Origin of the sequence: uncultured Tateyamaria sp., from assembly GCF_947503045.1 — a bacterium.
Lineage (GTDB): Bacteria > Pseudomonadota > Alphaproteobacteria > Rhodobacterales > Rhodobacteraceae > Tateyamaria.
Window position 1 is genome coordinate 1 of sequence record NZ_CANNCF010000004.1, and the last position, 12,504, is coordinate 12,504.

The 12,504-nt window shown below is 55.8% G+C and carries 10 protein-coding genes and 1 pseudogene; 2 read left to right on the forward strand and 9 right to left on the reverse strand.

Going from position 1 to position 12,504, the window contains the following annotated elements; all coding sequences use genetic code 11:
- Positions 1-105 precede the first annotated feature (105 nt).
- The 5 genes from Q1A89_RS16225 to Q1A89_RS16245 all read right to left on the reverse strand — a co-directional run bounded on the left by Q1A89_RS16225 (position 106) and on the right by Q1A89_RS16245 (position 5,899).
- Positions 106-741 (reverse strand): tyrosine-type recombinase/integrase, encoded by a 636-nt coding sequence (locus Q1A89_RS16225; RefSeq protein ID WP_299730601.1) that lies wholly within the window; start codon positions 739-741, stop codon positions 106-108.
- A 159-nt stretch (positions 742-900) separates the two neighbouring features.
- The gene (locus Q1A89_RS16230; RefSeq protein ID WP_299731939.1) at positions 901-1,542 is read right to left on the reverse strand and encodes an HAD family phosphatase; all 642 of its coding nucleotides are present in this window, start codon (positions 1,540-1,542) and stop codon (positions 901-903) included.
- A 16-nt stretch (positions 1,543-1,558) separates the two neighbouring features.
- Complete coding sequence (locus Q1A89_RS16235; RefSeq protein WP_299730604.1) at positions 1,559-2,617, reverse strand: ABC transporter ATP-binding protein; 1,059 nt, start codon at positions 2,615-2,617, stop codon at positions 1,559-1,561.
- Positions 2,618-2,627: 10 nt separating this feature from the next.
- The gene (locus Q1A89_RS16240) at positions 2,628-4,787 is read right to left on the reverse strand and encodes an iron ABC transporter permease (protein ID WP_299730608.1); all 2,160 of its coding nucleotides are present in this window, start codon (positions 4,785-4,787) and stop codon (positions 2,628-2,630) included.
- Positions 4,788-4,876: 89 nt separating this feature from the next.
- Positions 4,877-5,899 carry an ABC transporter substrate-binding protein gene (locus tag Q1A89_RS16245; RefSeq protein ID WP_299730610.1) on the reverse strand — a complete coding sequence of 341 codons (1,023 nt, stop codon included), beginning with the start codon at positions 5,897-5,899 and terminating at the stop codon, positions 4,877-4,879.
- Positions 5,900-6,159: 260 nt separating this feature from the next.
- Here Q1A89_RS16245 and Q1A89_RS16250 point away from each other — a divergent pair, with 260 nt between their 5' ends.
- Positions 6,160-6,849: a response regulator transcription factor gene (locus Q1A89_RS16250; protein WP_299730613.1), complete on the forward strand. Its 690-nt coding sequence runs from the start codon at positions 6,160-6,162 to the stop codon at positions 6,847-6,849.
- Between the two features lie 38 nt (positions 6,850-6,887).
- Positions 6,888-9,338 carry an ATP-binding protein gene (locus Q1A89_RS16255; RefSeq protein ID WP_299730616.1) on the forward strand — a complete coding sequence of 817 codons (2,451 nt, stop codon included), beginning with the start codon at positions 6,888-6,890 and terminating at the stop codon, positions 9,336-9,338.
- 105 nt (positions 9,339-9,443) lie between these two features.
- On the opposite strand, the gene Q1A89_RS16260 is transcribed toward Q1A89_RS16255, so the two are convergent.
- From Q1A89_RS16260 to Q1A89_RS16275, 4 genes and pseudogenes are all read right to left on the reverse strand, one after another.
- Complete coding sequence (locus tag Q1A89_RS16260; protein WP_299730619.1) at positions 9,444-10,076, reverse strand: tyrosine-type recombinase/integrase; 633 nt, start codon at positions 10,074-10,076, stop codon at positions 9,444-9,446.
- A gap of 613 nt (positions 10,077-10,689) precedes the next feature.
- On the reverse strand, positions 10,690-11,226 hold the full coding sequence (locus Q1A89_RS16265; protein WP_299730622.1) for a luciferase family protein: 537 nt from the start codon (positions 11,224-11,226) through the stop codon (positions 10,690-10,692).
- A 159-nt stretch (positions 11,227-11,385) separates the two neighbouring features.
- Positions 11,386-11,522 (reverse strand): annotated as a pseudogene (locus tag Q1A89_RS16270) (integrase); the annotation flags it as partial.
- 47 nt (positions 11,523-11,569) lie between these two features.
- Positions 11,570-12,373, reverse strand: a complete 804-nt coding sequence (locus Q1A89_RS16275) for a MerR family transcriptional regulator (protein WP_299730625.1) — start codon at positions 12,371-12,373, stop codon at positions 11,570-11,572.
- Between the last annotated feature and the right edge of the window lie 131 nt (positions 12,374-12,504).

Consider the following 12,504-nt stretch of genomic DNA (forward strand, 5'->3'; position numbering starts at 1 on the left):
TTCCTAGCAGTCGTTGATAACTGCACTTTGGCACACTCGATGCCGGTGGAGCAGGAGCCACCCACCTCATCCGCAATGGGCCGCCAACGAAGGCGGCCCAAAATGTCAGATTTCAATAGCCTCAGCGATTGCTAGTGCGTCCTCAAGTTCGACGCCCAGGTACCGGACCGTGCTGTCCATCTTGGTGTGTCCAAGGAGAAGCTGAACTGCCCGCAAGTTGCCGGTCTTCTTATAGATCTGTGTAACTTTTGTACGCCTCATTGAATGCGTTCCGTAAGCACTGGCTTCTAATCCTATTGATGTCACCCAATCACGGACAATCCTTGCATATTGGCGTGTTGAAATGTGGAGGCGTTCGTGAAACCGGCCCGGCCACAGGTACTCTGAACCGACCATAACTTCGTCCTCCATCCACTTTTCAACTGAGGCGCGTGTGCCTTCGGATATCTCGAAGCGCACTGGTTTCTGCGTTTTGCTTTGCAGCACCGATGCCCGTTCTTTGATTTGGCCAGATGCCATGACGTCGACCACTTTCATCTTCACAAGATCACAACCGCGAAGTTTGCTGTCGATCGCCATGTTGAAAAGTGCGAGGTCGCGATGGTTCTCGGCCAGTTCAAGTCGCACGCGGATCGCCCAGACGTGCTTTGGTTTTAGTGGTCGCTTCTGACCGACGATCCGTCCCTTATTCCAAGCGGGGCGAAGCGCCCGAATGGCTGATAGGTTTGGGGTCTGTTCCATGACGTATCCTCCGATCCGCCTTGCCCCCCACAACGACAACCTAGCGTTGTCCTGCTTAGCATATCATCGAAACCAATTCTATTTTCGTTGGTGCAACGAACCGTCAACTATTGCCGCAGGGACATCGTTCGGACAAAGGGAGACTGCAGAGTCCGACCGCTATGAAGGCCTGTTTTCTTCCAACAGCTGGATCGTACTCATCCCGCCTGATATTGCCGCCTGAACGCCCTGCGGCGAGTCTTCGATGACGAGTATTTTGTTCGGCGGTAGCCCCAACAGATGCGCTGCAAGTTCGAACATCTCGGGCGATGGCTTTGGACGAACGTCGTCCGAAATGCTAACGACGCAATCGAATAGGGCTGTTGCATTCACAGCCGACAATGAAGCATTGGCCACATCACGCTCAGCATTTGTTGCGACCGCCAGCGGGATGCCTTTGCGTTGCAAAGAGCGCGCGAATGCGAGCACTGCTGGTATAGGTCTGATCAGGTGCGAAATTTCGTAAAAACACTCAATGCTTGTTACGATGGCGCGTTCAACATCAAAGCTGCCCTTCACCGTCTGCTGGAATTCTGCAAAGAGGGAGGTCCGGTCCAACCCTGTCCGTCTAGCATACCAATCCGGTGACATCTCATGCCCTTGCTCCAGAGCAGCGGATTGCATCGCATGAAGATGCGCTTGCATGCTGTCAACCAGCGTTCCATCGCAATCAAAAATTGCGACGGTAAAGCCTTCGGCCTCAAAGAGCGTTAGCCATTCGTCCGACAGGCAGCACCATGTCCGGCCTTGATGGTGGAACACCGATTGCAAAATCTGATCAGCCCGAGACAAGGCGCGCCTGTTCCTCAATGATCCCGACTGACACGCTGTCTCCCTGTGCAAATGGATTTGCTTGAACGGGTGCAATGATGAAGAGTGAGCCAACAGGGGTGTCGACCGTGTATTGCATTTCCTTGCCCAAGTACGCCGCATAGCTGATCTGGCCCACCAGTCCTGAAGTGCCGGGAGCGGTGAGTTTTAGCGCATGAGGCCTGAGAACCATCTGCGCGGCCCCTTTGTGGGTGCCATTGCTTGGAACATTCAGCTTTTGACCGTTCAACATGGCTGTTGCTACCTTATTGGTGGTTGCTTCAACCTCGCAAGGTACGAGGTTGGCGTCGCCAATAAAGTCAGCAATGAAGGCGGAGTTGGGCGCTTCGTAGAGGTCACCGGGTGTCCCGATTTGGGCGATTTCTGCGTTATTCATGACGATGATGTTGTCAGAGACGGCCATTGCCTCTTCTTGGTCATGGGTCACGTAAACGGCCGTCAGGCCAAGGCGTTGCTGGATCTGGCGGATTTCCTCGCGCACATGGCGGCGCAGCTTGGCATCAAGGTTCGAGAGGGGCTCGTCGAGCAACAGCACCTCCGGTTCGAGGACAATAGCGCGCGCCACTGCGACACGTTGCTGCTGCCCGCCCGAAAGCTCGCTGGGCAGGCGATCGCCAAAGCCAGCGAGTCCGACCAGTTCCAGCCCGTCGTCAGCCTCTTGCGCGGCTTCAGCCTTCGGGATCGATTTGACAGTCAACCCATAGGCCACATTCTCGCGCACGGTCATATGCGGGAAGAGGGCGTAGGATTGAAACACCATCGAGACTTTGCGGTAGGTCGCGGTCAGGTGGGTGACGTCCTCGCCACCGATATGGATGCTGCCTTCGGTTGCCATCTCAAGCCCGGCGATCAGGCGCAGGGTCGTTGTTTTCCCGCAGCCACTGGGGCCAAGGAGGGTCACGAGTTTGCCGGGATCGATGGACAGGTCGAGCTTTTTCAGTGCTGTCACCGCGCCGTATTTTTTCACCACGCCTTCAAAGCGGACGGAGCCTGTAGTCTGTGTCATGATAGTTTCCTTACGCCTGTTGGACGCGGTCAGAGCGGCGCAGGCGGCGCGTTCCAACCAAAAGTTGCAGAATTAGAATGGCGGCTAGCATCGTAATGATCAGCACCGCAGAGTATGCGATGGCGAGACCGAACTCACCGTTTTCGACCCGACCTACGATGAAGGACGTGGCCATGTTGTGTTTGGCGCTGACCAGAAAGATCACTGCGCTGACCGAAGTGATGGCCCGCACAAAACTGTAGGTGAGCGCGGCCAAGATGGCGGGGCCCATCAGAGGCAGGATCACCCGGCGCACGGTGGTGAAACTGTTGGCCCCCAGCGTGATCGACGCCTCATCAAGGCTTTTGTCCAGCTGGCTCATTGCCGCGATGCCGCCACGCACGCCCACTGGCATGTTGCGGAACACAAAAACGATGATCAGGATGATCGACGTTCCTGTCAGCTCAATCGGGGGGAAGTTGAAAGCCATGATGTAGCTCACGCCAATCACTGTGCCGGGGATCGCAAAGCTTAGCATGGTTGAAAACTCAAACGCGTCTTTGCCGACGAATTTTTGGCGTACCAGCAGGTAAGCGGTCGACAGACCCACCACGGCCGTCAGCGGGGCTGCAACGGATGAGATCGTGAGCGTTGTGAAGTAGCTGTCCCAGGCAACGCCCGTCCAACGGCCAGTGGTAAAGTCGATGCCAAAGGCGCGGATGTAGTGATCCAACGTGAAGCTGTGATTGTAGCCCCAGAGTTTCACGAAACTGCCGAAGATGATCATGGAATAGACTACCACCGTCAGCGCGGCCCAGGGCAGCGCGGTGCCGTAGCAGACCCATTTCAGAACCGGGTTCAGGCTGGCGTTCTGACCGCTATCGGCTTTGCCCGTGATCGTCGCATAGGACTTTTTGCCAAGCCAGATGCGCTGCGCCATGAACGCCGAGAGCGTCAGGGTTAGCAGCGCAATCGCAAGGATCGCGGCCTTGGCCGGGTCCGCAACGGCGCCGACAATTGCAAAGTAAATGTCTGTGGATAGTACGTTGTATCCGCTGCCCAACACGAGTGGATTGCCAAAGTCTGCAAGACTTTCAATGAAACCGAGCAGGAACGCATTGGCGAGGCCGGGACGCATCAATGGTAGTGAAACAAAGCGGAATGTCTGCCAGCGGTCGGCGTCCAGCGTTTGGCTGGCTTCCTCCATTGAAGGGCTGACGCCTTGGACGACTCCGATGAGAACGAGAAACGCAATGGGCGTGAACGATAAGAGCTGTGCAAAATAGATGCCCCAGAAACCATAGAGCCAGCGGGTCGCTTCCCATCCCAGAAGGTCCGCGAAGAACTCGGTCACGGTGCCGGCGCGCCCAAACAAAAGGATAAGCGCGAGACCAATCACAAAGGGTGGGGTGATGATCGGCAACACTGTCAAGATGCGCAGGACTGTCTTGGCTCGGAAATCGGTACGCGTGAAGATAAGCGCAAAGGAGAGGCCCAGAAGCGTTGTGCCCGCCCCGGTCATCACCGCAAGGAACAGCGAATTGATAGCAACACCACAGGATCGGTCCCTGATCAGGCATCCAAGACCCCATATGTCGCTGCTAAAAAAGCGGGGGAAGAATTCGGTTAAGGCATAGCCACCGTCGACCTCAAAGGCACGGACTAGAATGTGAATGACAGGAAAGAACACAAAAATTGCAACAAGCGCCACGATCAGTCCGATGGTATTGACAACAAAGGCGTCGCCTTGGCCTTTGCCTGACTGAGAGATGGATATGGTGGATGAGAACAGTAAGGCCAACGCGCAAACCGCGGCACCTGCACCCATTCCAGGCTGCCCGGCCAAAATTGTTTCGGAAGTGAGCAACGTCTCAAGTATGCGCGGGCCCGCGCGGACGATAACAAGGCCTTGCACAGCCAGCAGGACCAACCCAAAGACTGACGTCCCTAGGGTCAGTCGCGCACGGCGAACAGGATCTATTACGCTAAGCTGAATGATCAATGCGCCAAGGAGCGTCAGACCAACCGGTGTCAGCCACCATTGTCCCGCAATGCTCGCAAATAGACCGGTCGAGGCGGTGCCATCGGTCACCCACCTCGCGTCAAGAATGCCGCCGTCGGTCATATGCCACGGCAGGCACACAAACCCGAATAGCCCAAGGATCAGCCAAAAGAGGACTGTCTTTTTCATTATTTTGTCCATGCAGATTGGGGATGCCCCGCCATCTAAGGCGGAGCATCCGTCGTCCGTCCCGCGATGAGCGGGGCCGACAGGGAGGATTATTGCTGCGGGTTCGGGTCGCCCACTTCGACGTCCCAACGGGCCAGCAAACGTTCACGGGTCTCGGATGAGCCGTAGGTCGCGAAGTCGTAGTCGATCAGCTTGATCGAGGCGAGGTCCGGGGATTGTGGTGCCACCGAGGCGTTAGAATTAGATGGTACTTGGAAAGATCCGACCTCGGGCGCTCGGGATTGGATGTCAGCCCGCAAGGCGAATTCAACCCAGGCTTGAGCCCCCTCAAGATTGCGGGCACCTTCGATGATCGACACAGCGCCGACTTCATATCCGGTGCCTTCGCAGGGTGCGACGATCGCCAGTGGAAAGCCGATGGCCGCTTGGTTCACCATGTCGTGCATGAAGCCGATGGAGACACCCGTTTCGCCGCGAGCCGCAGCCTTTGTCGGGGCGGAGCCGGATTTGGTGTACGAGTTCACGTTGGCCCCGATGGCGGCCAGCCGTTCCATTGCTTCGTCTTCGCCAAAGAGCTGAACGAATGTAGCGAGTTCGGTGTAGGCTGTGCCCGAGGAGTTCGGGTTTGCGACCTGAATTTCGCCCTCAAACCGTGGGTCCGCCAAATCGGCCCAGCATTCCGGCGGGGCAATGCCTTTGTCTGCCAGAATTTCGGTGTTGTAGGCGATACCCAATGCACCGGCATAGATGCCGACAGTGCGGCCTTCAGAAATCTCGGCCATGTTCTGAGCCCAGCCCAGCAACTTACTTGTGTCCACACCGGAAGGCTGCGTCAGGCCTTCTTCGGCTGCGATCAGGTGTGGGTCGCCGGTTCCGCCCCACCAGACGTCAATCTTGGGGTTGCCGGCCTCAGCGCGAATCTGTGCAAGCGTTTCGCCAGTGGATTTGCGTACCATAAGTACATCGGTGTCGGGGTTCTCCGCCTCAAAGGCGCCAACCATCAGGTCACACCAATCCTGTTCCGCGCTGCACACAACGCTCAGTTCATCCGCCCACGCTGCGACACCAGACGCCATGAGAGTTGCGGCCGAGATCATTCCTATTTTCTTCATCTTGTCCTCCCGAAGAGTTTTGCACGCCGCGCGCTCCTCCGCGCTTGGCTGCTGACAAGTCGTATGGGGTTACTTCTCTCTTTGATACGAAGGCTCCATGAACAAAGCTACAGACAGGGTTGCTTCGCGTTAACAGTGTTACGGCGCGGGTCCCAAACTGTAATAATCGAAACAAATAAGCTTGCGACGTCGGACAAACATTGGTGCTAGAAGGGCCAAAGGGAAGGAGACCGAACTTGTCGCGACTAAAGATCGGAATTGTGGATGACGAGGCGTCAATGCGCGACGCGCTCATGGCATTGCTGGCTGAAAACCAATTCGATCCGGTGCCGATGGCGAACATTTCGGAGTACCGTGCGGCTGAGCGTGAGGTTTCCCTTGATCTCGTCTTGATCGACCTGCAGCTTCGGGATGAAAGTGGCCTCTCGCTTGCCATGGATATTCGCAAATCAAGTGATCTGCCTATCGTAATGCTGACAGGGCGCGGGGACGAAACCGACAAAATCGTCGGACTTGAAGTGGGCGCGGATGACTACCTGTTGAAGCCCTTCAATCCACGTGAATTAGTGGCCCGCATCCGGGCCGTTCTGCGCCGCTACGGCAAGTCCGAGGCTGTTTCGTCCTCTCGGCCAGAGCCGTCCCGATTGGGGTTTGGACGTTTTGCCATCGATCAAAAGAGCCGGGTTCTTTTTGATGAATCCGAAACGGAAATCGCACTGACCAACGCGGAATACAGGCTCTTGGAATACTTCCTTGAACGTCCCAATCAGGTCATCACGCGCGTAGAATTGCTCTCAGAACTTGGCAATGATCTGACGAAATACGTCGACCGGACCATTGATGTCCTTATCCTGAGGTTACGCCGCAAGATCGAAGAGAACCCTTCCAAGCCGGTGCATCTGCAAACGCGACGCGGGCAAGGTTACATCTTTGTGGCAGAGGTCCCTTGATGCTGCCGCGAAGTGTACGCGGCCGTCTCTGGACCGCGTTGGGACTGCTGTCTTTGGCCATTGTCTGCATCAGTGTGCTTACAGGGGTTGCTTTGCAGCGGGTCGATAACCGTTTGCAAGAGTTGCACCAGCAGTCGCTCAGCCAGGTGGCGCGCGCGATTGATCTGTCGAAACGCTCTTCCGATTTGGCGACATCGGCACCATATCTGCTCAATCAGCGGTCCAATTTCCTCATCCAACAAGAAGGTGCAGCCCTTCTCGATGTGTTAGAGAGTGTGCGAAACGAATGGCCCGAGAGGTCTGCATCAGACGAGGACCGAACGGCGCTGATTGCCTTCACCCATTCAATGGAAACCGGCGTCCGCGATTTGATAGCCGCCTCACAGACGCTCGATCAGGTGCAAACCCTTGTGCGCGCGCGCATAGCGGACCTCAGCACCTTGAGGGAGGAGGTCACGCTGCGGATTGAAGATCAAAGTGCGACAACCAATGAGCGCCTCACATGGTGGACTTTGCAAAGCATGAACGCAGATGCCCTGAATGCGGCATATGCAGGCAATCTGATCGGCGTAGGCGAAGAACAGCGCCACTATCAGCGACAAGGCCAACTGGTGCGTTCCGCTGACAAGACCGAAGAACAGTTGCAATACCTCGCTAGCCTCGACGCGCTGGTATACGGCGATGTGGGTATTTTCGAATTGCGCAAGGTCGAACTGGGGCTTGGACTGGATGCGCAAAACGCTCTCTTCCGGATCAGGCGAGACGCCAATGGTGTGAACGAATTGGCCCTCAACTTTGCCAAGCGCGCTGAAGGCATACTGACCGAAGAGCGGTCTTCATCGTCGAACACAATCCAGTTCACTCGCGTCTTTGTCGCCATTGTAAGCCTTGCGGCCTTAGGTTTGGCGCTGATCGCCGCGCTCTATGTGTCGCGCTACGTGGCTCATAATATCGGGCGCGTTTCTGAGGCTATGGTGCGGCTGGCCAATGGTGACCGCAGCAGCGTGCTGCCGCGGCGTCTTGCCGGCGATGACGAGATTGCCGATCTCTTTCGGTCCTTTCGCAGCTTTCGCGCCAACGCGCTCCGCCTGGATCGGTCTAACCGGCTTTTGGACCAACGAAACGCCCTGTTCGAAAAGGTCTTTGCAAACATCACTGACGGGCTGGCGATCACAGATAATACCGGCAAGTTGACGGCGTCCAACCCGGCCTTCGCGCGCATCTTGTCGGTTGATCGCATCACCGGGTCCTTGGTGGACTGGATCTACCAATCCGATTTCGGCGCCTCTGCCAAAGAGGCGCGCCTAAACGTTAGACACCGTGGCTATGTGCTCCTGTCGTCGCATGATGAGCAAATCCTTGAAGTGCGCGTCAGTCGCCTGCCGGAAGAAGGCCGCGTCTGGCTGATTTCGGATGTGACCGAACAGCGTCGGATGGCCGACCGGGTCGAGCAAATCGACCGGATAGAGCTTTTGGGCAAACTCGCCGGCGACACGGCACATGACTTTTCGAACATTCTGGCGACGATCAGGACCCATGCCCACCTGCTGGAAAAGCAGGTTCCTGATAGCCCGGACAACCTCTCGGCAATTGAAAATGCACTGGAATACGGCGCGTCGCTGACAGAGCGGCTATTGGCCTTCGCCCGCAAGCAACCTCTTTCCCCAGAGATCGTGGAACTCAATACGTTGGTCGAAGGCATGGTCGAACTTGTGGAAATCAGTCTCAAGCCAGGCGTGCGGCTGCAGGTCACCCCCTCTGAGGCGCCGTTGCATGTGCGGGCTGACCCCGGGCAGCTTGAATCTGCTGTCTTCAATGTCGTGCTCAACGCCAATAACGCGATCGCCGAAACAGGGGAAATTCGTATCCGCCTTGCAGAACAAGGCGATAGCCACGCCGAAATCGCCGTCTCTGATACAGGGTCTGGCATGACGGAAGACATCAAACGAAAGGCCATTCAGCCGTTCTTTACCACACGTGCGAGTATGGGTGGCACTGGCCTTGGCCTGTCGATTGTTTATGGGTTCATCAACCAAAGCGGCGGCAAGCTTGAGATCAATAGCCAGGTGGGCACTGGCACAGACGTCACCCTTAAGATGCCTCTTGCCATCGATTGGGAAACCGCTGAGCCCGTAGGAGCTCGCAAGAAAGCGCTGTTGGTGGATGATTGCGAAACAGATCGCGTAGTCACAACGAGGGTTCTGGAAACTCTTGGATACGATGCCTATCCCTGCGTCGCTGCCGAAGAAGCCATTGAGGCACTGCAGGCAAACCACTTTGACCTTGTTGTCAGCGACTTTGATCTGGGCGGAGCGCTGAGCGGCCTTGATGTTCTGGCGCGCGCGCGCGGACTTGCACCGGAGGCTGGGCGGATCCTGATCAGCGGAAAATCCTCCCTTCGTGGACTGCAGATCGAGGATGCTGTTTTCGTCGAAAAACCGGTGACCGATACGAGCCTTTCCAATGCCGCTGGAACTAACTTAGTTTAACGCTCGGCGCCCGCGGTGAACGGCCGCTTTGGATGGTGCAAGTGCAGCATCCATTGCGATCGGGGAAAGGCAGCTATGGGCCGCCCGCGAAGACGGCCCAAGTTGTTAGATTTCTATGGCCTCTGCAATCGCAAGAGCGTCTTCGAGTTCAACACCCAGATATCTGACGGTGCTGTCCATCTTGGTGTGCCCAAGTAGCAGCTGAACCGCCCTCAGGTTGCCGGTCTTCTTGTATATCTGTGTGACTTTTGTCCTCCGCATCGAATGCGTTCCGTATGCGCTGGCCTCCAGACCGATCGACGTGACCCAATCCCGGACGATCCGGGCATACTGGCGTGTCGAGATGTGCAGGCGTTCATGGAACCGACCCGGCCAAAGGTACTCCGAGCCGACCATGATCTCATCTTCCATCCACTTTTCGACGGAGGCGCGTGTGCCTTCGGATATCTCAAATCGCACAGGTTTCTGAGTTTTGCTTTGTAGCACGGAAGCCCGCTCTTTGATCTGACCAGACGCCATGACGTCGACGACTTTCATCCTCACCAAGTCACACCCGCGCAGCTTGCTGTCGATAGCCATGTTGAACAGGGCGAGATCGCGATGGTTTTCTGCCAATTCAAGTCGCACGCGTATCGCCCAGACATGCTTTGGTTTCAGTGGTCGCTTTTGACCTACGATGCGGCCCTTGTTCCATGCAGGACGCAGAGCGCGAATGGCTGGTAAGTTTGGTGTTTCCATGACTGATCCTCCGATCCGCCATGCCCTCCCACAACGACAACCCGACGTTGACGATGCCACCATATCACAGGATGCTGCGTCGCATCCGAGGTCCGCAACGAGCCCGAAGTGGGCATTGAAATCCCCTCGATTGGCATCGTAAGAACTCAAACGCGGCAACGGAAATGGGCAAAATGCTACAACAGGTTGTAATGTTTTCGCTCGTGATATGGAGCTTCGCCACAGTCATTGAGAAATTTGCAAACTTCAATTTCGCGCAACACTTCAATGGAGTGAAATTCGAAGGTTTCTATTTAATACCAAACAGAAAGTATAAGGTTTCAGAAATCACGCACGACAGATTGAGGAAGTTCATTTACCTGCTTAAGTCCATCAAATTCGTTTCTGGTATCTCTTTGTTAGTATCAATTCTTCTATCAATTGCCCTGAGACTATCGACTTAGCGCCCACTTGGAACAGAGATGCTTCAATGGCTGTTTCGTCCTGCGCTCTGTGAGTTCGAGCGGGGCAGCATTTCGGCAGTGCGGCGAAAGTCCGGTCTGGTGAAGCTGCGCCGCAGCGCTTGACTGCAACGGCAATGGCAGGAATGGGCCGTTTTTGGAGACCAAATGGATTATGGATTGATAGCTCGACCTGTTACGTAACCATATGATTGCTCAACCAGTTCCAATACGATGTCGAGCTCTTCCAAGTTTGTTGGTGTGTAAATCATGACAAATCCGTCCCACCCTTCGCGCTGATTAGCCCAAGGATGCGCAATGGCCCAACCTGCCTGAACGGCCTTTCTTGCCAAGTCAGGCTCTAGAGACGCATGCAAACTTCCGTCCGGGTGGAGATGCGCAAACTCGAGACCACCAACAATAACTTCTGGATGTGCCAAAGACATATCATCGTCCAGCTGAAACCCAACCGCTCCTGGAAGTGAAACTCGCGTCGGCCCGATGTTGACCCCCGGAAACTCAGCGACCCGTTCAAGTAGCTTCTCAGATAGGTCCGGGTTCGGCTCAATGCCGAGTTGAACATGAGGAACGCCATTCGTTGTCTCTGGGATCGGAGTCTCGCGCGTGGGCAGGTGAAGATCTTGTGCCCACCCGGTTTTCGCCGAAGCAATGAAAGCAACAGTGACGAAGACGATACTTCGGATGGTCATGGGATCAAGGGCTCCTTGTTAATCTAATCATGGATGGAGGGATGCATTTGGTCAATTCGCAGTTGCAGCGAACGTCAGGACCGACGGGCCGCGCTGCGGCGTTTGGCATGTCAGGTCAACGGCAGCTCCGGGCCGCCCGCGACGGCGATCCAGAAATTGCTAGATTTCAATGGCCTCAGCGATTGCTAGCGCATCCTCAAGATCGACCTCTAGTACCGCACTGTACTGTCGATCTTGGTGTGTCCAAGCCAAAGCTGAACCGCCGGCAAGTTTCCTGTCTTATAGTAGATCTGCGTCTCTGTCAGACATCAGAACCACAGGCGCTGATGTCAGACAATTCTGTTCATGTGAGGCGCTTCATGAACGACCAAAGGTGACCTTCAAGATCGCGTGCGCTGTATTCGCGATAGCCATATGGTTGATCGACAGGGTCATACACAATCGATACCCCAAATTCACGCGCGTGCTGAAAGTGAGCATCCACGTCCGCGACCATGACCGCGATCGTTGAACTGGTGCCGCCAAGCGCTTTTGGCGATGACAGGCCGTATTCGTCCGATTCCGGATGGAGCCAGATAACACCGTTCCCGGCCTCGATCTCGCCATGGGCCACGGTTCCGTCTGTGTCGCGCCTCAGCTCTCCCGGACCCAGTGCGAATGCGTCTTGAAGGAAGCGAAACGCCTGCTCAAGATCCTCATACACCAGTATCGAAACCCGGTTCTCTACGGTTTGTTCAATCATTGCCATTTCCTCCAAGAGCGAAAGCATATCGGTGCTGCTGTTGGCCAAGGTGATGTCTTCGGACGCCAGCAACCGCTTGAGCCGCGCGCCCAACCGGCTCTCAACGACGATCCGCCGCTCGAGCTCTGCCAGTTGCGATGTCATCGTGCCCTTTAAGTCCCACGCCGGATCGTCAAGTGCTTGAACAATCTCGGATAGCGGAAGCCCAAAGCTGCGCAGCATCTTGATGCGATAGAGCCGAGTTACATCGGCCTCTGTATAGATGCGGTGTCCTGCCTCCGTTCGCTTTGAGGCACGCAACAAGCCAATTTCTTCGTAGTAGTGCAAAGTGCGGATTGTCAGGCCTGCTGCGGCAGCGATTTCGCCAATCGCCCGATCTTCGTTCGGTGTGTGTTTGTTGCTCATGGGATCGAGCATACGGCCTCACGCGACGTTAGATGCAAGAGAATTTTTTGACCAATTTTCGACCGGCAATACGGGATTTTCCTTTTTTGAGACGAAGGCAACGAAGGCTTTGGCTGGGACAGGTGAATCGA

Bases quoted from the DNA above. Each gene is read 5' to 3' on its own strand.
- Q1A89_RS16225 (WP_299730601.1), bottom strand. From the start codon at position 741: ATGGAACAGACCCCAAACCTATCAGCCATTCGGGCGCTTCGCCCCGCT.
- Q1A89_RS16235 (WP_299730604.1), bottom strand. From the start codon at position 2,617: ATGACACAGACTACAGGCTCCGTCCGCTTTGAAGGCGTGGTGAAAAAA.
- Q1A89_RS16240 (WP_299730608.1), bottom strand. From the start codon at position 4,787: ATGAAAAAGACAGTCCTCTTTTGGCTGATCCTTGGGCTATTCGGGTTT.
- Q1A89_RS16245 (WP_299730610.1), bottom strand. From the start codon at position 5,899: ATGAAGAAAATAGGAATGATCTCGGCCGCAACTCTCATGGCGTCTGGT.
- Q1A89_RS16260 (WP_299730619.1), bottom strand. From the start codon at position 10,076: ATGGAAACACCAAACTTACCAGCCATTCGCGCTCTGCGTCCTGCATGG.
- Q1A89_RS16265 (WP_299730622.1), bottom strand. From the start codon at position 11,226: ATGACCATCCGAAGTATCGTCTTCGTCACTGTTGCTTTCATTGCTTCG.
- Q1A89_RS16275 (WP_299730625.1), bottom strand. From the start codon at position 12,373: ATGAGCAACAAACACACACCGAACGAAGATCGGGCGATTGGCGAAATC.